Annotated in this window: 15 protein-coding genes and 2 tRNA genes; 6 read left to right on the top strand and 11 right to left on the bottom strand. The window is 66.2% G+C overall.

Annotated features, from left to right (window positions below; genetic code table 11):
- Positions 1-21: 21 nt before the first annotated feature.
- Positions 22-1,764, bottom strand: a complete 1,743-nt coding sequence (locus tag FBX97_RS16310; protein WP_141833358.1) for an MFS transporter — start codon at positions 1,762-1,764, stop codon at positions 22-24.
- A complete protein-coding gene (locus FBX97_RS16305; protein ID WP_185748609.1) occupies positions 1,761-2,192 on the bottom strand; it encodes a MarR family winged helix-turn-helix transcriptional regulator in 432 nt (143 codons plus the stop codon). Before FBX97_RS16305 ends, FBX97_RS16310 begins: the two co-directional genes overlap by 4 nt.
- Before the next feature lie 244 nt (positions 2,193-2,436).
- Between FBX97_RS16305 and FBX97_RS16300 the strand changes: the two genes are divergently transcribed.
- Together FBX97_RS16300 and FBX97_RS16295 are read left to right on the top strand one after the other, a co-directional pair.
- Complete coding sequence (locus FBX97_RS16300; protein WP_255517488.1) at positions 2,437-3,651, top strand: dienelactone hydrolase family protein; 1,215 nt, start codon at positions 2,437-2,439, stop codon at positions 3,649-3,651.
- A gap of 140 nt (positions 3,652-3,791) precedes the next feature.
- Positions 3,792-5,021 carry a triacylglycerol lipase gene (locus tag FBX97_RS16295; RefSeq protein ID WP_185748607.1) on the top strand — a complete coding sequence of 410 codons (1,230 nt, stop codon included), beginning with the start codon at positions 3,792-3,794 and terminating at the stop codon, positions 5,019-5,021.
- 5 nt (positions 5,022-5,026) lie between these two features.
- On the opposite strand, the gene FBX97_RS16290 is transcribed toward FBX97_RS16295, so the two are convergent.
- Positions 5,027-6,970, bottom strand: a complete 1,944-nt coding sequence (locus tag FBX97_RS16290; protein WP_141833353.1) for a PAS domain-containing sensor histidine kinase — start codon at positions 6,968-6,970, stop codon at positions 5,027-5,029.
- Positions 6,971-7,371: 401 nt separating this feature from the next.
- On the opposite strand from FBX97_RS16290, the gene FBX97_RS16285 reads away from it, so the two are divergent.
- Positions 7,372-9,636, top strand: coding sequence for an ATP-binding protein (locus tag FBX97_RS16285; RefSeq protein WP_141833351.1), 2,265 nt, complete (start codon positions 7,372-7,374; stop codon positions 9,634-9,636).
- A 23-nt stretch (positions 9,637-9,659) separates the two neighbouring features.
- A complete protein-coding gene (locus FBX97_RS16280; protein ID WP_141833349.1) occupies positions 9,660-10,118 on the top strand; it encodes a response regulator in 459 nt (152 codons plus the stop codon).
- 96 nt (positions 10,119-10,214) lie between these two features.
- Here the strand turns inward: FBX97_RS16280 and FBX97_RS16275 are convergent, their stop codons facing one another.
- The 6 genes from FBX97_RS16275 to FBX97_RS16250 form a co-directional block, all read right to left on the bottom strand.
- On the bottom strand, positions 10,215-11,840 hold the full coding sequence (locus FBX97_RS16275; protein WP_141833347.1) for a response regulator: 1,626 nt from the start codon (positions 11,838-11,840) through the stop codon (positions 10,215-10,217).
- 210 nt (positions 11,841-12,050) lie between these two features.
- Complete coding sequence (locus FBX97_RS16270; RefSeq protein ID WP_141833345.1) at positions 12,051-12,383, bottom strand: HNH endonuclease; 333 nt, start codon at positions 12,381-12,383, stop codon at positions 12,051-12,053.
- 67 nt (positions 12,384-12,450) lie between these two features.
- Positions 12,451-13,863, bottom strand: coding sequence for an MFS transporter (locus FBX97_RS16265; protein ID WP_141833343.1), 1,413 nt, complete (start codon positions 13,861-13,863; stop codon positions 12,451-12,453).
- Positions 13,864-14,030: 167 nt separating this feature from the next.
- A tRNA-Asn gene (locus FBX97_RS16260) sits at positions 14,031-14,106 on the bottom strand.
- A 54-nt stretch (positions 14,107-14,160) separates the two neighbouring features.
- Positions 14,161-15,264, bottom strand: a complete 1,104-nt coding sequence (locus tag FBX97_RS16255; protein WP_141833340.1) for an acyl-CoA dehydrogenase family protein — start codon at positions 15,262-15,264, stop codon at positions 14,161-14,163.
- A gap of 82 nt (positions 15,265-15,346) precedes the next feature.
- Positions 15,347-15,422, bottom strand: a tRNA-Asn gene (locus FBX97_RS16250).
- A 157-nt stretch (positions 15,423-15,579) separates the two neighbouring features.
- On the opposite strand from FBX97_RS16250, the gene purT reads away from it, so the two are divergent.
- Positions 15,580-16,806, top strand: coding sequence for a formate-dependent phosphoribosylglycinamide formyltransferase (gene purT, locus FBX97_RS16245; protein WP_141833338.1), 1,227 nt, complete (start codon positions 15,580-15,582; stop codon positions 16,804-16,806).
- A gap of 104 nt (positions 16,807-16,910) precedes the next feature.
- Positions 16,911-18,965, top strand: a complete 2,055-nt coding sequence (locus tag FBX97_RS16240) for an ATP-binding protein (RefSeq protein WP_141833336.1) — start codon at positions 16,911-16,913, stop codon at positions 18,963-18,965.
- On the opposite strand, the gene FBX97_RS16235 is transcribed toward FBX97_RS16240, so the two are convergent.
- Positions 18,962-19,435 carry an RES family NAD+ phosphorylase gene (locus FBX97_RS16235; RefSeq protein ID WP_141833334.1) on the bottom strand — a complete coding sequence of 158 codons (474 nt, stop codon included), beginning with the start codon at positions 19,433-19,435 and terminating at the stop codon, positions 18,962-18,964. The genes FBX97_RS16240 and FBX97_RS16235 overlap by 4 nt on opposite strands.
- Positions 19,432-19,878: an antitoxin Xre/MbcA/ParS toxin-binding domain-containing protein gene (locus tag FBX97_RS16230; protein WP_141833332.1), complete on the bottom strand. Its 447-nt coding sequence runs from the start codon at positions 19,876-19,878 to the stop codon at positions 19,432-19,434. The genes FBX97_RS16235 and FBX97_RS16230 overlap by 4 nt, the downstream gene beginning before the upstream one ends.
- Between the last annotated feature and the right edge of the window lie 118 nt (positions 19,879-19,996).

The following is a 19,996-nucleotide window of genomic DNA, read 5'->3' as shown; positions in this document are numbered from 1 at the left end:
TGAATGTCAATCAACTGGGTTTCAGCGCGGGGTGGGGTCGGCCACCGGCTCGGGCGGCTGGCCGGCGGCGGTGGACACCGGCGAATCGGTGGCGCCGTCGCGCGCCGACACCTGGGGCGGCGGCGCCGGCGCGGCGGGCACCGCCTTCGGCGCCACGTAGTCGATCCACAGCGCGCGCGCGAATATCCAGAGCGCGAGCAGGGTCGCCAGCACCGCGATCGCCAGGAATACGTCGTTGTAGGCCAGGATGTTGGCTTCGCGCGTCTGGGTCTGGGTCAGCAGCGCAATGCCCTGGCGCGTGCGCGAAGCCGGGTCGGTCAGCACGCGGCCATAGGCGGCGCCGTACTGCTGGATACGCGCGGCCACCAGCGGGTCGAGGCTGCTGAGCGAGTCGGCCAGCTGGGATGAGTGGAATTTTTCGCGCGACACCTGCCAGGTGCCGAGTACCGAGGAGCCGAGCAGGCCGCCCAGGTTCTGGGTCAGGCCGAACAGCACCGAAAAGGTGATCAGGTTGCCGGGATTCGCGATCACCGAGCCCATCAGCGTCAGCAGCAGCGGCCCCAGGAACATCACGCCGCCAAAGGCGAGCAGGCCCTGGCTGACGTACATCTGTTCCGGACGCGTCGCGCTGGTGGCATGCGAATCGATCCAGGCGCCGCAGGCCATGATCAGCAGCGCCACCACCTGCGGCGCCATCATGCGCGCCGGATTGAAGGTCAGCGCCGAAAACACGATGCCGGCGATGGTACTCAGCAGCACCACCGCGAACAGGGACGTCAGCTGGTCGTTGTTCAGGCCCACCAGGCGCAGGAAGCCGACCGCGCCCACGCTCTGCTCGGACAGCACCACGCGCACCAGCACCATGGCGATGAACACGCGCGCGATCATCCCGTTGGTCAGCCAGCGCAGGTTCAGCAGCGGATTCTTGCGGTTGTGCTCGACGGCGATCGCCGCCACGATCAGCACGATGGACAGCGCCAGCGCCACGCCGACCCAGGGTGCCGAGGTCCACCACAGCACGCGCCCGAAGGTGAGCGCGGCGCACAGCAGCGCCATACCCGGCGCGAACAGCGCGAAGGTGACGAAGTCGGTCGGGCGGAAGGCCTTGAAGCGGTCGCCCGGCGGCAGCTTGAGCCACAGCACGGCGCCCAGCGTGACCAGGGTCAGGCCCAGCTCGAACAGGTACAGGCCGCGCCATTCGGCCAGTTCCAGCAGGCGGCTCGAGAACAGGTAGGCGATCGGCTGCGCCAGCTGCGAGACGCCGGTCGAGATGATGATGCCGCGCGGCCGCCATGCCTTGGTAAAGGCTTGCAGCGTGTAGTACAGGCCGAGCGTCGACAGCGCCGCGCCGACCATGCCGTGGGCGGCGCGCACCGCGATCGCCGAGCCGAGGTCGTTGACGAACAGGTGGGCGAAGGTCACCAGCGCGTACAGCACCAGGAAGGCTTCCGTGAACGCGCGCAGGCCGAACTGCTGGCGGAATTTCACCAGCAGCAGGTTCATCGACACGTTGGTCATGACGTAGGCGGCCGGCAGCCAGTTGACCTCGGCCGAAAACGCGCCGAGCGTGCCCTGCAGGTTGACCAGGTTGACCGTTACCAGCGCGTTGCCGAGGCCGCCGGTCAGGGTGACCAGGGTGCCGACCAGGAAGAAGGCCAGGCGGCGCGGGTTCGAGTGGGCGGGAAAGGACGGCCCGCCCGGCATGGTCGGGCGTTCGTCGGGATGCCAGTTGCGTGGGGCGTATTTGTCGGCGTTGTCGCTCATGCGCCTTCCAGGACCTGTTGCAGCTCTTCCAGTACCTCGGATGCCGTTGCCATGCGGGCGGCATCGATGCGCGCCGCGATCGACCGGCGCAGCAGCGCGGCCTGCTCGCCAACCTTGGCCGCCAGCGCCCTGCCCTCCGTGGTCAGCACGACCAGCTTGACGCGGCGGTCGTGCGGGCTCGGCATGCGCTCGGCCAGGCCGCCGGCCACCAGGCGGTCGATGGTGGCGACCAGGGTCGCGCCATCCACGCCCAGCTGCTCGGCCAACTGGCGCTGCGACGGCGCCTGGGCTGCACCGGCGACCGCCGCGAGCGCATTCCAGCCTGCCGGCGTGATGCCGCAGGACTTCAGGTAGCGCTCGAGGGCGGCGCGCCAGGCGCGTGCTCCGCCTTGCAGCGCCTGCGTGAAGCGTTCGTCGACAGGAACCATGGATGACCCAATCATTGGCTGTACGGATTATCTGCCTGTTCTGGCAAATGTGGCCACACGCGTAGATTTAATTCGAGAATTGGTTAATCGGATATTGCTCTGAAAAATCACAGTGCTTAAAATCAATTTATTCCGCTAAGCAATCAGTTCCCTCCAGGATATTTTCAGAGGGTCCTGTCGACACTGAGGTTCCAGAGTTTCCATGTTTAGAGCACGTCCTTCTGTTCGCAAACTTACGTCCGCATTGATTGTCTGCCTCGGCATGCTGCCGGGCCTGGCCATCGAGCAGGAGCTGCAACTCGACTACCGGATCAACGAACACATCGTGCTGATCCCGGCGGGCAAGCATCATCAGGCGCGCCTGGAAACGACGGTGTTCCAGCCCAACGGACAGGGTCCCTTCCCGCTGATCGTCATCAACCACGGCAAGGACCCGGGTCACCCGAACATGCAGCCGCGCGACCGCTTCTATCACATGGCGCACGCCTTCGTGGAGCGCGGCTACGCCGTGATGGTGCCGATGCGCCAGGGCTTCGCCAACTCGACCGGGCGCTACCAGGACCACGGCTGCGACATGACGGCCAACGGCTACGCCCAGGCCGAGGACATCCAGGATACGCTCGACTTTGCCCGCAGCCAGAAGTGGATCGACGCCGACCGCATGGTGGTGGCCGGCCAGTCCTACGGTGGCCTGGCCACGATGGCGCTCGGTACCCAGGACCTGCAGGGCGTGCGCGGCCTGATCAATTTCGCCGGCGGCCTGCGCGACGACAGCAACGGCTGCGGCTGGCGCTCGTCGCTGGTGGCGGCGTTTGCCGAGTACGGCTCCCAGAACAAGCTGCCCAGCCTGTGGATGTACGGCCAGAACGATTCGCTGTTCGGCCCGGACCTGGTGGCGCGCATGCACGAGGCCTTCGAGCAGAACGGCGGCAGCGCCCAGCTGGTCGAATACGCGCCCTTCAAGCGCGATTCGCACGGCATGCTGGCCAGCCGCGACGGCGAAAAAGTCTGGTTGAAGGACACCATGGCCTTCCTGGACAAGGTCGGCATGCCGACCAAGGTCCTGTACAAGGTGCCGGAACCGCCGGTGCCGCAGCCGACCAATTTTGCCACCATCGACAATGTCGATGCGGTTCCTTTCCTGAGCGAAAACGGCAAGCGTGCCTACCAGGAATACCTGACCAAGATGACACCGCGCGCCTTTGCCATCTCGCCCACCGGCGGCTGGTGCTGGGCCGAGGAAGGCGAGGATCCGGAAGCGCGTGCGCTGGCGGCCTGCTCGGCCAAGAGCGACCAGCCGTGCCGCCTGTATTCGGTGGACGAGCACATCGTGTGGAATCCGGACCTGGCCGAGAAGGCGGCCGTGACCGCCTCGAACACGCCGGCACCGGTGCCGGCAGTCACCGGTGGTGGCGGCGGCAGCCCCTCGCTGGGCGGGACGGTGGCGCTGACGAACTGAGGCGCTTCGGTGGCGTGGCGAAAATGGTGCGCAGCAACATTTTTTAGCCCGCCACCTGCCGGCTTCAAGAGCTAGCACAAACCCGCCGCCAGATACCAAACCGACAATGTGATGTCTTTTTCCATCCGCTGGAGACTCACATGCTGCGCCCGGTACTGCGCGCATTGCCGCGCTTGTTGTCCTCTTCGCTGGTCTCGTTCGTGCTGGCCCTCGGCGCCCTGCTGCCGGCCGCACCCGCCCTTGCCGCCAACAATTATCCCGTGGTGCTGGTCCACGGCTTCCTCGGCTTCGGCCCGGACAGCTATCCCGGCAGCGGTTTCCTCTACTGGGGCGGCTACAACAACATCGCCGCCCACATGCAGCTGTACCACGGCCCGCACACGGTGTACGCGGCCGGCGTCGCCGCCATCGGTTCCAACTGGGATGATGCGGCCGAGCTGTATGCCCAGATCAAGGGCGGCTGCACCGACTACGGCGCCATCCATGTGGCCCGCTACGGCTACCCGGGCCAGGTGCAAAAACCGCCGGGCAAGTGCTGGGCCGCCGATCCGAACAACAACCCGAACGACTACCCGCTCGCGCTCTACCCGCAATGGGACGCCGCGCACCCGCTCCACCTGATCGGCCACAGCCAGGGCGGCACCACGATCCGCGCCCTGATCCAGCTGCTCGAGCACGGCTCACCCTACGGCGACGAAGGCGGCGGCGAGTTGTACAAGGGCGGCAAGGTCGGCTGGGTGCGCAGCGTGGTCACGCTGTCGACGCCGCACAACGGCACCACGCTGCGCGACGCCGTGCTCGACATCCTGCCGCAATTGCGCAGCCCGCTGCGCGATTACCTCGACAGCAAGCTGACCTCCTGGGAACTGTCGCCGGACGGCGCGCGCGAATTCAACCGCTGGGCCCTGACCTCGCCCGCCGTCTATTATTTTTCAGTGGGTACGGTGGCCACCGAGCGTGGCGCCTGGTGCTGCAATGGCACCGACCGCACCGTGGCGCCCATCCAGAGCAGCAATTTCCAGTACCCGCGCGCCGACATGTTCCAGTACTACAAATACTTTGCGGGGGAATGGATCGTGCCGTCGCTGGCCCAGCGCGGCATCGGCTCGTACACCCAGTCGGCCACGGACCGGGTGCGCATCGACAGCGAATGGTTCGCCAACGACGGCGTGGTCAACACGATCAGCATGCGTGCGCCGAGCGGGCAGCCGGTGCGCGACTACGACGGCACGGCGGTGCGCGGCAGCTGGAACTTCCTCGGCAACCAGCGCGGCTTCGACCATTTCGATATCCTGAACTGGCCGAACGGCGGGCCGTCGGCAGACCCGGTCTACGAGCGCATCAGCGACATCATTTTTTCGTTGGAGTAATCACCCTACATTGCCGAGCGCAGCGTGCGCGCCAGATCCGACAAGCGATACGGCTTGTTGACGAACGCAAACTCGCTCAAGTCCTTGCCGTGCCGCTGCTTCAGCGCCGGCAGCGGATAGCCGGACGCCAGCATGATCTTGGTCCGCGGATAGTGCTCACGCGTATAGCTGGCCAGTTCGATGCCGTTCATCCCGTTCGCCATGACGACGTCGGTGAACAGGATGTCGACATCCTGGCGCTCCAGCACGTCGATCGCCTCGCGTCCGCTGGCGGCAGTCACCACGTCGTAACCCATGCTGGTGAACAGCGAGGCGGCGACGTCCATCAGGTCGGGCTCGTCCTCGACGATCAGCACGCGCTCGGTGTGGGCGTCCCCTCCCTCCGGCGCGGTCTCGACGACGGCCGGCAGGTAGATCGAGATCGCGGTGCCTTCACCCGGCTTGCTGTCGATGACGACATCGCCGCCGGACTGCTTGATGAAGCCGTACACCTGCGACAGCCCCAGGCCGGTCCCCTTGCCGACTTCCTTGGTCGTGAAGAAGGGTTCGAAGGCACGCGCCACCACCTCGGGCGGCATGCCGGTGCCGCTGTCGAGCACCGTCACTTTCACGTACTCGCCCGGCGCCAGCGCCGTCGTGTTCGGCGTGGCGCCGTCGGCGGCGAAGCTCACGTTGGCACTGGTAATGGCAAGGCGTCCGCCCTCGGGCATGGCGTCGCGCGCATTCACGACCAGGTTCAGCAGCGCCGATTCGAAGCGCGCACTGTCGATCACGGCGCTGTGCGCCTTGGGGTCGAGCTCGATGACGAACTCGATGTTCGGATTGACGGCGCGCCGCAGCACGGTCTCGAAGCCGTTGATGATGCGGTTCAGGTTGCGCGTTTCCGCCTGCAGCGGCTGCTGGCGCGCGAAAGCCAGCAACTGCTGGGTCAGGCGGGCGCCGCGGTCGATCGCGCGGCGCATGCTTTCCAGGGTGCGCACGTCGGCGCCGCTCGGGCTACCGTCCTTGCCGTCCTTGCGTTGCATCGACAGCACTTCCAGGCCGCTCGACAGCACCGACAGCAGGTTGTTGAAGTCATGCGCCACGCCGCCGGTGAGCTGGCCGATCGACTCCATCTTCTGGGCCTGGAACAGCGCCACGTTGGCGGCTTCCAGCGCCTCGGCCGCCTTTTTCTTTTCGGTGAGGTCGCGCGTGATCTTGGCAAAGCCGACCAGCCTGCCTGTATCGTCGTGGATCGCGTCGATGATCACGTGGGCCCAGAAGCGCGAGCCGTCCTTGCGCACGCGCCAGCCCTCGGCCTCGAAGCGGCCGGTCCCGGCTGCCGTCGACAGCGCCCGCACCGGCACGCCGGCGACCCGGTCTTCCTCGGTATAGAAATGCGAGAAATGGTTGCCGACGATCTCGCTCTCGCTATAGCCCTTGATCCGCTCCGCGCCGGAATTCCAGTTGGTGACCACGCCTTCCGGCGACAGCATGTACAGCGCGTAGTCGGTCACGCCCTGCACCAGCAGGCGAAAGCGCTGCTCGCTCTCGCGCAGGGCCTCTTCGGCCTGCTTGCGCTCGGTGACGTCGCGCGTCACCTTGGCGAAGCCCAGCAGCGTGCCTTCCTCGTTGTAGATCGGATCGATCACGACGTGGGCCCAGAAGCGCGAACCGTCCTTGCGCACGCGCCAGCCTTCGGATTCGTACTTGCCCTGGGCGAGCGCGGTCTCGAGGGCGCGCCTGGGCAAGTCGGTTGCCCGGTCTTCGGGGGTGTAGAAACGCGAGAAATGCTGGCCGAGGATTTCCTCTGCCAGATAACCCTTGAAGCGGTTGGCGCCGGTGTTCCAGCTGCTGACATGCCCGCTCGGATCGAGCATGTAGATGGCGTAATCCCTGATGCCGGAAATCAGGTACTGGTAACGCCGCTCTTCCGGAAAGGATTTCTTGGGCTGGGTCTGGTCGTTCATGGCGTACTGCGGCTCTTGGTACAGTGACAATATATTTATACAAAACCAGCGCATGATACACCGGCACCAGGCGTGCCGTGCACCCGCTGCGGCTTGTCAAACCCATTCGAAATGATGATAAACAGTGACGGCCAAGGCTGTGACTTCACTGGATGCGCGTCAGATTAGCATAAAAACAAGATGAAGCCCGCTCGGCTCGCCATGCTCAGTTTTGTCGTTTTATATAGAAATAGCTGCCTTCTCCCAATAAAATTTATCGAAACCACGGCGATGTTATTTTAAAATGTTGCAATATTGCTGCATCTTTAAGTCGACCGGCGGACGCCTTCCTGGTCGATGAAAACGTGTTTCATTGTAAAATAGCGACCTTGCAATCCACCGCCAGCTCCCGCACAGAACACATGACTCCGGTTTCCGCCGCCCCTGCCATCGACCTGTCGACTTGTGACAGGGAGCCGATTCACATGCCCGGCAGCATCCAGCCGCATGGCTTCCTGCTCACCCTGTCCGACAACCTCGAAGTGCTGCAGGCCAGCGCCAACCTGGGCGACTGGACCGGCTGCGGCCTGCGCGAGGCGCTCGGCCGTCCGCTGGCCGAGGTCGTCGGCGAAGCGGCCGCGCTGGTGCTGGCACCGGAACTGGCTGCCCCGCTCGGCCAGCGTCCGTATTACGTGGGCACGATCACCACCGGCAATGGCCGCCACTTCGACGCGCTGGCCCACAAGTGGGACGGCGTGACCGTCCTCGAGTGCGAGCCGGTAGACCGCGCCGGCGCGGCCGACTTCCGCCAGCTGTATTCGCTGATCGGCGATTTCCTGCTGAAGGTGAACGAAGCGGCCAGCATCGAGGCGCTGGCCGAACGGGCCTGCCATCATGTCCGCTCGGTCACTGGTTTCGGCCGCGTGCTCGTATACAAGTTCGACGGCGACGGCCATGGCCACGTGATGGCGGAAGCCAAGCAGGACGACTATGCCTCTTACATGGGCCAGCACTTCCCGGCGTCGGACATCCCGGCCCAGGCGCGCCGGATGTACAAGCAGTCGCGCATCCGCCTGATCCAGGACGCCAATTATCATCCGGCGCCGCTGGTGCCGGCGCTGAACCCGGTTACCGGCAAGCCCAATGACCTGTCCTTTGCCACGCTGCGCAGCGTGTCGCCGGTGCACCTGCAATACATGCGCAACATGCACACGATGGCATCGATGTCGGTGTCGCTGATGGTCAAGGGCGAGCTGTGGGGGCTGATCTCCTGCCACAACGAGGACGCCAAGGCGGTCGGCTTCGAAAAGCGCACCGCCTGCGAACAGCTGAGCGAGATCCTGGCCCTGTGCATCGAGTCGCGCGAGGACGCCGCCGACCTCCAGTTCCGCCTCGACGTGCGGCGCACGATGGTGTCGACCCTCGCCGGCCTGACCCAGGGCAGCGACTTCATCGAGAACCTGTCGAACGTGTTCCCCGAGCTGCTGCGCTTTGCGCGCGCCACCGGGGTTGCGGTGGTGGTCGACGAACGCATCCTGACCTTCGGCGACACCCCGGAGCAGGACGACATCCAGGACCTGGTCGACTGGCTCACCCAGCACGACCATGGCGACGTGTTCCACACCGATAACCTGTCATCTAGCTATCCACTCGGCGGGCGCATCATCCGCAATGCCAGCGGCCTGCTGGCGGTGCCGATCTCGCGCATCCACAAGCATTACCTGCTGTGGTTCCGCCCCGAGTACGTGCGCACCATCGAATGGGCCGGCAATCCGCACGACAAGCTCGTGCAGGCGGCCGCCGCCGGCGTCACCCTGAACCTGTCGCCGCGCACCAGTTTCGCCGCCTGGCGCGAAACCATCCACGGCACCAGCCTGCCGTGGCACCCCGGCGAGATCGAACTGACGCTGGAATTCCGCACCGCCCTGCTCGGCCTCGCGCTCGAGCGCGCCGAACAGATGGCCGCGCTGGCCGGTGAGCTGACGCGCTCCAACAAAGAGCTGGAAGCTTTTTCGTATTCGGTGTCGCACGACCTGCGCGCGCCGCTGCGCCACATCGTCGGCTTCGCCGACCTCCTGATCGAATCGAGCGGCAGCGAAGACGCCCAGATGCGCCAGCGCTTCCTGAAGAACATCAAGGAAGCGGCGCGCCTGGCCGGCAAGCTGGTCGACGACCTGCTGTCGTTCTCCCAGATGGGCCGCGCGGCGCTGCGCCCGACCACGGTCGACATGAACGACCTGGTCGCCGCCTGCGTCGACAAGCTGTCCACGGAAACGCGCGGTCGCAACATCGAATGGGACGTGGCCGACCTGCCCAAGGTCCAGGCCGACCCGACCTTCCTGCACCTGGCCATGTTCAACCTGCTGTCGAATGCCGTGAAGTTCACCGGCCAGCGCGATCCGGCGGTGATCCGGGTTACCGCCGAGGACCATCCGCAGGAGACGGTATTCCACGTCGCCGACAACGGCGCCGGCTTCAACATGGATTACGTGCACAAGCTGTTCGGCGTATTCCAGCGCCTGCACCGCATGGAAGACTTCCAGGGCACCGGCATCGGCCTGGCCAACGTGCGCCGCATCGTCGAGCGCCACAACGGCCGCGTATGGGCCAACTCCACGCTCGGGGAAAGCGCGACCTTCTCGTTCGCGCTCCCGAAACCGAACACGAATACCAATACCAATACCTAATTATCCAGGATTAGAAAGAACGCATGCTCAAGCCCATCCTTCTGGTCGAAGACAATCCCAACGACCTCGAGCTGACGCTGATCGCACTGTCGAAGAGCCAGCTCGCCAACCAGGTCATCGTCGTGCGCGACGGTGCCGAGGCGCTCGACTACCTGCACCGCCGCGGCGACCACGCCGAACGTGCTGCCGGCAACCCGGCGGTGGTGTTGCTCGACCTTAAACTGCCCAAGGTCGACGGCCTCGAGGTCCTGAAAGACATCCGCGACACCGACGGCCTGAAGCCGCTGCCGGTGGTGATGCTGACGTCGTCGAAGGAAGAACAGGACCTGGTCCGCAGCTACGAGCTGGGCGTGAATGCCTACGTAGTCAAGCCGGTGGATTTCACCGAATTCGTGCGTGCAATCTCGGATCTCGGCATCTTCTGGGCCGTGCTCAACGAACCGCCGCCAGGCTCGCAGCGCTACATCAAACCCAGCAAGTAGGGTGGGCGCGGACGGCTAGTCGGCTCGGCCGTCGCGTGTGAAAGAAGGCAGCGTCAACGCCGCCCACGCGTAACGCCCGCAGACCGGCTGCCCACGTCAGGCAGTCCCGCTGAACGCCGGCTTCTGATGCCGACGCCGCAACAGATGGCGGATCCGGGCGCTGAGCGCGTCCGGATGATAAGGTTTCTGCAACAGGTTCACCGTCGCTTCCAGCTTGCCCTCGTGCGCCAGCACGCCTTCCGCATACCCCGATGTGTACAGGATTTCCGCCAGCGGCAGCCGGTCGCGCACCGCTTCGGCCAGCTGCAGGCTACTGACCGGCCCCGGCATGATCACGTCGGTGAACACCAGGTCGATCGCCTGGCCGCTCTCCACGATCGCCATCGCAGCGGCCGCGTCGGGCGCTTCCAGCACGCGATAGCCGAGCGCGGACAGGATGGCGCAAGTGGTGCTGCGCACGTCTTCCTCGTCTTCCACCACCAGGATGGTTTCCAGGCCGCCCAGCAGCGGTCCGTCGGCGACGGCTTCCGGCTGCGCCGCTTCGGCGTCGCTGCGCGGCAGGTAGATGCGTACGCTGGTGCCCTTGCCCGGCGTACTCTTGAGCACGATCTCGCCGCCCGACTGCTTGACGAAGCCGTAGGCCATCGACAGACCGAGTCCCGTGCCCTGCCCGGTCGGCTTGGTGGTGAAGAAGGGTTCGAAGGCGCGCGCCAGCACCTCGGGCGGCATGCCGGCGCCGGTGTCCGCCACCTCGATCAGGACATAGCGGCCGGACAGCACCTCGCTCGCGCTGAGCGAGTCCGGCTCGACGTTGGTGGCGCGGATGGTCAGGGTACCGCTGCCGGCCATGGCGTCGCGCGCATTGATGGCCAGGTTCAGCAGCACGTTGTGCAGCTGGTGCGGGTCGACCATCGTGCTGCCCAGGCTATGGTCGATCTCGGTGACCACGCGCGCGCGCGGGCCCAGCACGCGGCGCATCATCTCGTCCATCTCGCGCAGCAGGTGGCCCGGATTGACGACCACTTCCTGCAGCGGCTGGCGCCGTGCGAAGGCCAGCAGGTGCGACGACAGCTTGGCGCCGCGCTCGACGCCGGCCAGCGCCATGTCGACACGGGCGCGCCCGGCATCGTTCAGGTCGCCGATGAGCTTCAGGAGCTGCAGGTTGCCGCCGACGATCTGCAGCACGTTGTTGAAGTCGTGCGCGACGCCGCCGGTGAGCTGGCCGATCGCTTCCATCTTCTGCGCCTGCTGCAGTGCCGACTGGCTGGCTTCCAGCTGTTCCTGGCTGCGCCGCAGCGACACGAAGGCGGCGTCGCGCTGGCGCCGTGCGATGTAGGCATCGTTGTGGTAGCGCACGCGCGCCACCAGCTCGCGCGGATCGGGCCATTTGACGAGGTAGTCGTTGGCGCCGGCGGCAAAGGCCTTGGCCTTGATGTCGGCGTCATCTTCCGACGACAGCATGATGACCGGGACGCTTTCGGTGTCCTTGTCGGCACGCAGGCGGCGCGTCACCTCGAAGCCGTCGATTTCCGGCATGCGCAAGTCGACCAGCACCACGGTGGCATCGATTTCCCTGGCCAGCTCGACGGCCATTGACGGCTGGCTGGCGTAGCGCAGGGTGTGCGCCACGCAGCCCTTCAAGCCATGCGAAATGATGTCTTCCGCAAAAGACTCGTCGTCGATCAGCAGGATCGAGCACGACCCGGTTTCGTTTTGATTCATTGCACCTGTGACAAAATCGGCATGGAAGTGTCCGGAATTGCAAAATATTAAGGACTGATTTTAACATCAAGCGTAAGCGCAATGCGCCAGTAATCTTTGCCTGAAAATCAAAAAATTCACGCAAATCTTAGTAAATAACTATGTAAATACGTGCTTTTAGTGTAATAACTACACCAAAAAATACCGATACTGGTTATTTACTACGCCGCATTACCGGGTTTTTTTCTTGTTCGACGTGAAAGTACGAGTATAGAAACCGGACGGCTTTTTTGCCACCCATTCGATGAAGGCGGCGATGTCGGCATTGCCCTTGAGCGCGTCCCAAGTGTGGTAGGCATGCAGCAGCTCGCGCTCCGAAAACGTCGCGTGGATCTTGCGGTGGCAGATCTTATGGATCGGGAATTGCTCCCTGCCCTTGAGCGATTTCGGAATCAGGTGGTGGCGGTCGATGTTCTCGCTGCCCAGCGGGCGTCCACAGAGTGGACACAGGGCTTCGACGGCGGGAGCGTCGTGCAGTTCGGGAATGTACAGGTGGCGCGCCATATTCCCCATATCGAGGCGCGCGCCACCATTTAAAGACCGGGCCGCCGGGCGCGGCCCCATCCGATCCTCAGCGTACCGGCGCCGCGACCACCAGGCGCGAGAAACTGGCCACGCTGGCGGCAAAGGCAAAGGCGGCGGCCAGGCCGAGCGCATACCAGCTGCCGCGTCCGATGGAAATCGTCAGGCAGAAGGCGACCAGCGCGGCGCCCGTCGATTGCCCGATCAGGCGCGCGGTGGCAACCATGCCGCTGGCGCTGCCGGCGCGCTGCGGCGGCGCGCTGCCCATGATCGCCTTCAGGTTGGGCGCCTGGAAGAAGCCGAAACCGACGCCGCACACCGCCATGCGCCAGCCGATGTCGAGTGCCGACGGGTCGTGCGGCATGCCCAGCAGCGCCACCAGGCCGGCGCCGAGGATCAGCAGGCCCAGGCCGCCGAGCAGGCCCGGCGAATAGCGGTCGCTCAGGCGCCCCGCCACCGGGGCCATCACACCCACCATCACCGGCCACGGCGTCATCAGGAAGCCGGTCTCGATCGGCGAGCGCCCCAGCGCGCTTTCGAAATAGAACGGCAGCGAGACAAAGGCCAGCGCCTGCGCCGCGAAGGTGCAGATCGAGGTCATGACCGACAGCGAGAACAGCGGACGCCGGAACAGGTCGACCGGCAGCAGCGGCGCCGGATGCCCCTTCTGGCGCCGCACCAGCAGCACGAAGAACAGCAGCGCAATGAAGGCTTCCGGCAGCAGCGTGCGCAGGCCGACGCGGTGCGCCGCATCGCCCAGCGCCAGCACCGCCATGCTGAAGGCGATCACGTTGAAGATGCCGGCCACGCCGTCGACGCGGTGGCCCGAGCGCGGCGATTCCGGCAGCGCCCGGCGTGCGATGAAGAAGGCAGCGATGCCGGGAATGACGTTGATCCCGAACAGCCACTCCCACGAGGACACCGCCAGGATCAGCGACGCCAGGCTCGGGCCGAGAGCGAAGCCGATCGCCACCACCAGCGCATTGTTGCCGAAGCCGCGTCCGTGCAGCTTGGCCGGATAGACGGTGCGCAGCAGCGCCGTGTTCACGCCCATCAGCGCAGCCGCACCCAGGCCCTGGAACAGGCGCGCCACGATCAGCGCCGGCAGCGACCAGGCCAGGGCGCAGCCGAGCGAGGCCAGCGTGAACAGCGCCATGCCGGCAACGTACACGCGGCGGTAGCCGACGGTCTCGCCGAGCGCCGCGATCGGCAGCAGCGTCGCGACCATCGCCAGCTGGTAGGCATTCACGATCCAGACCGAATCGGCCGGCGTGGCGTGCAGTTGCGCGGCCATGGCAGGCAGCGCGGTGTTGGCGATGGCGGTGTCGAGCGAAGACATGCCGACGCCCAGGGACAGGGCCACGATGGCCCAGATGCGTTCGTTCGGCGGCAGGCCGTCCCGGGCCTGGATGGCGTGCGCGGCGTCCTGCCCGGCGCTGGGGGTATTGGCTGATGGCTGCATGGGTCGACCCGGATGCGAAAGGGTCCATTATAAAAAGCCGGAACTACCTCTGCGGGCGTGGAAACAAAAGCGCAACAATCGCAATGACGGGCAGAACAAAAGCAAAAAGCCCGCTTCAATGAAGCGGGCTTTTGACGATGTTACTGCTGCTTATCGGTACTGAATTCTGGCTCCCCGACCTGGACTCGAACCAGGGACCTGCGGATTAACAGTCCGTCGCTCTACCGACTGAGCTATCAGGGAATTGAGGCTCGAATTATAACGGCTGAGTTGCGATTTGACCAGCCTTGCATGAAATCAAGCGTGCGGCATCAACAAGGCGTGCTGGGATGCCGTATGGAAGTCGCGCCAGACCCGGTTGACCGGGCTGTCGGCGCGCGCCGCATACAGGCCGCAGTACGGGTACAGGGTGTCGACCGCATGGCGCGACGCAGCCACCCAGGCCATCGACAAGGCCTGCAGTTCGGCGGCGTCGGCTGCCGCCACCCTGCCCTCGGCCAGCACGCCTTCCCAGCTGGCGTCGAGCCGTGCATAGAAGCGGCTGCGCGCCGCGTCGAAGCGGGCGCGGCATTCGGCCAGCACCGCCTGCACCGCCGGCACCTCGATCAGCGCCTCGCTCTCGCCGAAGCGATTGCGGCGGTGGCGCAGGCATTCTTCCGCCAGCGCGATGAAATGGCCCGCCATGCCGGCCACGTTGGCGCTCAGGGTCACGAAGGCAAAGGCAAGGAAGGGAAAGCGGTACAGCGGCCCCTGCTCCCTGGCCTTGTCGGGATCGATGTCGAAGCCGTGGTCGCGACCGATCCACTGGCCGCGTACCCGATACCCGTGCGAGGCGGTGGCGCGCAGGCCGATGCTGCGCCAGTTCGGCACGATCTCCACCAGCGCCGCCGGCACCACGAAGGCTTTCATGCGCGGGTGGCCAGCGGCGTCGAGCAGCGGCTGGCCGTGTTCGCGCAGGATGGCGTTGAAGGTGAAGTGGGTGGCCATCGGCGCGCCGCTGGCATAGTCCCAGTGGCCGTCGATGCGGTAGCCCTCGCCCTCGGCATCGGCATGGCCGGTCGGGGCGCCGCTGCCGGCCAGGCAGACGCGTTTCGTCGCCAGGACGTCGCGCGCCAGGGCGGGCGGCAGGAAGCCGGCGAACCAGCCGGCGCCGGCGCACAGGGTGAGCGTCCAGCCCATGCTGCCGTCGATGGCGGCGATGCTTTCCTCCAGCCGCACCACCGCGGGCAGCGCCAGCTCGGCGCCGCCGAGCGCGCGCGGCGCCAGCATGCGCAGCCAGCCGCGCCGGTGCAGCAGCGCCTGCTGGACCGGGTGCAGCCAGCCGGCCGTGTCGGCATCGGCGGCGTAGTGGGCGATGCGGCTGGCGTCGCGATCGGACAGCTGGCCTGGGTGAACTGGCATTTTTATGCTCCCGAAACGAAAAAGCCCGCTTCAACGAAGCGGGCTTTTGACGATTTTACTGCTGCTTATTGGTACTAAATTCTGGCTCCCCGACCTGGACTCGAACCAGGGACCTGCGGATTAACAGTCCGTCGCTCTACCGACTGAGCTATCAGGGAATTGAGGCCGCATTATAACCGCCCGAGACGTTCTGGCAATAGTTTTTTATGGAAACGTGTGCGCGGCATCGTTCAAGGTCTGATAATGCGCCAATCAGCACGCCCGCCGGCGGTTTGCTATAGTCGCAAATTCTCTCTCAGCACAGCCCTCACTTTCATGAACACACCCCGCACCCTCGGCACCCCGCTCTCCCCGTCCGCCACCAAGGTCATGCTTCTCGGTTCCGGCGAGCTCGGCAAGGAAGTCATCATCGCCCTGCAGCGCCTCGGCGTGGAGACCATCGCGGTCGACCGCTATCCGGATGCGCCCGGCCACCAGGTCGCGCACCGCGCCCACGTGATCGACATGACCGACGGCGACGCGCTGGCCGCGCTGATCGCCCGGGAGCAGCCCGACCTGGTCGTGCCCGAGATCGAGGCGATCGCCACCGCCAAGCTGGCCGAGCTGGAAGCCGCAGGCACCATCACCTGCATTCCGACCGCGCGCGCGGCGCTGCTGACCATGAACCGCGAAGGCATCCGCCGCCTGGCCGCCGAAGAGCTGGGCCTGGCGACCTCGCCCTACCGCTTCGCGTCCAGCCTGGACGAACTGCAGGCGGCCTGCGCCGAAATCGGTTTTCCGTGCGTGGTGAAGCCGGTGATGTCGTCCTCGGGCAAGGGCCAGTCCAGGCTGGACAGCGCCGCGGACGTCGAGAACGCCTGGAACTACGCGGCCGCCGGCGGCCGTGTCGATGCCGGCCGCGTGATCGTCGAGGGTTTCATCGACTTCGACTACGAAATCACGCTGCTGACCGTGCGCGCCAACGGCGCGGGCAGCAACGGCGCGGGCGAGATCGAGACCGTGTTCTGCGAACCGATCGGCCACAAGCAGGTACAGGGCGACTACGTCGAATCGTGGCAGCCGCAGCCGATGAGCCCGCGCGCGCTGGACAATGCGCGCGACATCGCCGCCAAGGTCACCGCCAACCTGGGCGGGCGCGGCGTGTTCGGGGTCGAGCTGTTCGTGAAGGGCGACATGGTGTGGTTCTCGGAAGTCAGCCCGCGTCCGCACGACACCGGCATGGTCACCATGGCCACCCAGGTGCAGAGCGAATTCGAGCTGCACGCCAAGGCCATCCTCGGCCTGCCGGTGAATCCGCTGCTGCGCGCATCGGGGGCCTCGGCCGTGATCTACGGCGGGCTGGAACAAGCCGGCATCGCCTTCGAGGGCGTGGCCGAGGCCCTGCAGGTGCCGGAATCGGACATCCGCCTGTTCGGCAAGCCGGAATCCTTCGCGCGCCGCCGCATGGGCGTGGCGCTGGCGACCGCGGTCGACGTCGATACGGCGCGCCAGCGCGCCCTGGAAGCGGCCTCGCGCGTAAAACCGGTCTCGAACAAGGCCTGAACGCAGGACGGAACCCGGGCCGGCGCCGCGCACGCCGGCCGTTTGCACTCCCGCCGCGAAGCTGCTAAGGTCAAACGCTGACACCCAGCGTCGAGGAGGTTGCCATGCGCCACATCGACGACGAGCCGTGCACGCTTGCCGCCGACAGCTTCGAATTGCTGGCCAGGCTGTGTCCCGATGGCGTGCTCATCATTGTCGACGACCGCATCGTCTACGCCTGCCCCGCCGCCGATACCATCCTGTCGCCCGCCGCACCGGGCGGCCTGCCCGGACGCGCACCCCTGAGCCTGGTCCTGCCGGCGCACCACGCGCGCGTGCGCGAACGCTGGGCCCAGGCCGCGGCAGGCGCTTTCCTGGCCCCGGAGGAAATCGGCTTGTGCGGCGTCGGCGGACGCTGCTTTGACGCCGAACTCAGCTGCGGCCCCTTCGTCTGGCACGGCCGCCCGGCGCTGCAGATGCTGGTACGCGACATTTCTGAACGCAAGGCGATGCTGACCCAGCTGCACGCCACCGAGAGCCGGCTCGCGGCCGAACTCGAGGAAATGACGCGCCTGCACCAGCTCAGCAGCCGGCTGCTGGCCACGCGCGACCTCTCTAGCGCGCTCGACGAAGTCCTGGATGCCGCCATCGCCCTGCTCGGGGCCGATTTCGGCAACATCCAGCTCTACAACCCGCAAAAGAAGGGACTGGAAATCGTGGTGCAGCGCGGCTTCCCGCAAGCCTTTCTCGATACCTTCAGGCTGGTCCGCATCGACAACGACAGCGCCTGCGCGCGGGCGCTGCGTAGCGGCGAAGCGGTGATCGTCGAGGACGTGCTGCTCGACCCGTCCTATGCCGCGTTCCGCGCCATCGCGGCCCAGTGCGGCTACCGCGCGGTGCACTCGATTCCGCTGCGGATTCCCGGCGGCGAAATGCTCGGCATGCTGTCGACCTGTTTCCGTGCACCGCACCGCGCTTCCACGCACCAGTTGCGCGTGCTGGAATTGTACGGGCGCCAGGCGGTGGACCTGATCGACCGCCTGCGCGCCGAACAGGCCCTGCGCGACGCCGACCGCCGCAAGGACGAATTCCTCGCCACCCTGGCCCACGAGCTGCGCAACCCGCTGGCGCCGATCAGCAATGCGATGATCCTGCTCAGGCCGAACGGCGACCAGCGGCGCCGCGCCGATCACCTGATCGGGATGGTGCAGCGCCAGGTGCGCCATATCGTGCGCCTGGTCGACGATCTGCTCGAAGTCTCGCGCATCACGCGCGGCAAGATCGAACTGCGGCGCGCGCCGGCGCTGCTGGCCGACATCCTGCATGCGGCGCTCGAGACCAGCCGCCCGCTGATCGATCAGGCCGGCCACCGCCTGCATGCGGACCTGCCCGACGAACCGCTGGTACTGGATGCCGACAGCGTGCGCCTGACCCAGGTGTTCTCGAACCTGCTCAACAACGCGGCCAAGTACACGCTGCCCGGCGGCGACATCACGCTGGCGGCACGCCGCGATGGCGCCGAGGCCGAGGTCAGCGTGCGCGACAACGGCATCGGCATTCCAACCGCCATGCTGGGGCGCGTATTCGACATCTTCGTGCAGGGCGATGAAAACGGCAACGGCAGCAATGGCGGACTCGGGATCGGGCTGACGATGGCGCGCAGCCTGGTCGAGTTGCACGCGGGCCGTATCGAGGCGCGCAGCGACGGACCGGGGCTCGGCAGCGAATTCGTGGTGCGCCTGCCGCTGCTGCTGCGCACGCCTGCCGATGGGCCGGCGGCGGACGTGGAATGCGCCCCGCTGTCGGGCCGGCGGCTGCTGATCGTCGACGACAACCGCGACGCCGCCGACAGCCTGGCGCTGCTGCTGTCGAGCAGCGGCGCCGAGGTGCGGGTCGGCTATGGCGCCGAGGAAGCGCTGGCGGCAATCGCCGGCTGGGCTCCGGACGCGGCCATCATCGACCTCGGCATGCCGGGCATCGACGGCTGCCAGCTGGCCGGCATGCTGCGCGCCGACCTGCGCTACCGCGGCATGCTGCTGGTGGCGCTGACCGGCTGGGGTCAGCGCGCCGACCGCGAGCGCTCGCGCGCCTGCGGCTTCGACGCCCACCTGACCAAGCCGGCCGAGATCGCGGCGCTGACGGCCTGCCTGGCCGCGGACGGGTCCGCCGCCCGCGGCTAGCGGCGCACCAGGCGCGGATCGTAACTCCATTTGCGGACCTTGCGCGCCTTGATGGCGGCGGCGTCCGGGTGCATCGGATTGACCAGCACGTTCCACTCTTCCTGCACGATGACCGACGGTACGATCATCAGCGCGCTGCGGTTTGCCTTGAGCCAGCGGTCGCCTTCGTCGAGGCTGACCTTGCCGGTCGGGATCGCATCCCAGCCGACCGGCGGCGCGTGCAGGGTGATGGCGCGTTGCCACACGTCGTCGGGGATGGCCAGCTCGACCAGGTAACGGTTGAGCGGCAAGCCGCCGGCGCCGAGGTGGATGAAGGTTTCGAGTACGGCGAGCGAGACGTTGCTGGCGCAGTAGAGCAGCGGACTGCCGGGGCGGTTCCAGCGGCCGCCGGAGATCTTGGCGCCGGCCCCGGTCAGGTCGTCGGCGGTGTAGCCGGGCGTATCGGTCGCGATCCGCCAGGCGCGGATCACGCGTAGGCCCCGGTCTGCATGGTGGCGAGCACCCGCGAGATCATTTCCTGGCCTTCGATGGTGTCCATGTAGTCGGCGGGGGCGGCGCCGCCCAGCGCCGGGATCGGCTCCTCCATCCAGTGGGCGAGCCATTTGGCGGCATCGAAGCCCTGCATGGCGTCGGGGTCGCCGGATTCCTCGAGCAGGGTTTCGACCTGGCCGATCAGCTTTGCCATGCCGACCACTTTTTCGCTGTCTTCCTGCGACAGCGCTTCGTTGCGGCTGGCCTTGCGGTTGACGGTGGCGGTGGCGATGTCCAGCATCAGGAAGATCTTTTCCTGCTGGATGTCGAGACGGCTGACGAAAAGCTTGAAGTCCGCGGCATTCACGCCTTTGCGGATCAGGGCGATCCGCTTGACCGGCGTGGACTGGAACACTTCGCGGAAATTGAGCCACTGGTTCATGCTGGCATCACCCCCCGCCGTTTGCCCATATGGCTCTATTTTTTCAGAAACTTTATATGACGCCGGTGCGGGCAGGTCCTGATTGTGACCGCTCGCCGCCTGTGCTCGCTTTGCAGTT

Origin of the sequence: Herbaspirillum sp. SJZ107 (assembly GCF_006715485.1) — a bacterium.
Taxonomy (GTDB): domain Bacteria; phylum Pseudomonadota; class Gammaproteobacteria; order Burkholderiales; family Burkholderiaceae_D; genus Telluria.
The sequence above is the reverse complement of the archived record's forward strand: the minus strand, read 5'-3'. Positions and strand labels throughout refer to the sequence as shown.

What these genes read in the sequence shown, in the direction of transcription:
- FBX97_RS16310 (WP_141833358.1), bottom strand. Translation starts at nt 1,764, where the DNA reads ATGAGCGACAACGCCGACAAATACGCCCCACGCAACTGGCATCCCGAC.
- FBX97_RS16305 (WP_185748609.1), bottom strand. Translation starts at nt 2,192, where the DNA reads ATGGTTCCTGTCGACGAACGCTTCACGCAGGCGCTGCAAGGCGGAGCA.
- FBX97_RS16295 (WP_185748607.1), top strand. Translation starts at nt 3,792, where the DNA reads ATGCTGCGCCCGGTACTGCGCGCATTGCCGCGCTTGTTGTCCTCTTCG.
- FBX97_RS16290 (WP_141833353.1), bottom strand. Translation starts at nt 6,970, where the DNA reads ATGAACGACCAGACCCAGCCCAAGAAATCCTTTCCGGAAGAGCGGCGT.
- FBX97_RS16285 (WP_141833351.1), top strand. Translation starts at nt 7,372, where the DNA reads ATGACTCCGGTTTCCGCCGCCCCTGCCATCGACCTGTCGACTTGTGAC.
- FBX97_RS16280 (WP_141833349.1), top strand. Translation starts at nt 9,660, where the DNA reads ATGCTCAAGCCCATCCTTCTGGTCGAAGACAATCCCAACGACCTCGAG.
- FBX97_RS16275 (WP_141833347.1), bottom strand. Translation starts at nt 11,840, where the DNA reads ATGAATCAAAACGAAACCGGGTCGTGCTCGATCCTGCTGATCGACGAC.
- FBX97_RS16270 (WP_141833345.1), bottom strand. Translation starts at nt 12,383, where the DNA reads ATGGCGCGCCACCTGTACATTCCCGAACTGCACGACGCTCCCGCCGTC.
- FBX97_RS16265 (WP_141833343.1), bottom strand. Translation starts at nt 13,863, where the DNA reads ATGCAGCCATCAGCCAATACCCCCAGCGCCGGGCAGGACGCCGCGCAC.
- FBX97_RS16255 (WP_141833340.1), bottom strand. Translation starts at nt 15,264, where the DNA reads ATGCCAGTTCACCCAGGCCAGCTGTCCGATCGCGACGCCAGCCGCATC.
- purT (WP_141833338.1), top strand. Translation starts at nt 15,580, where the DNA reads ATGAACACACCCCGCACCCTCGGCACCCCGCTCTCCCCGTCCGCCACC.
- FBX97_RS16240 (WP_141833336.1), top strand. Translation starts at nt 16,911, where the DNA reads ATGCGCCACATCGACGACGAGCCGTGCACGCTTGCCGCCGACAGCTTC.
- FBX97_RS16230 (WP_141833332.1), bottom strand. Translation starts at nt 19,878, where the DNA reads ATGAACCAGTGGCTCAATTTCCGCGAAGTGTTCCAGTCCACGCCGGTC.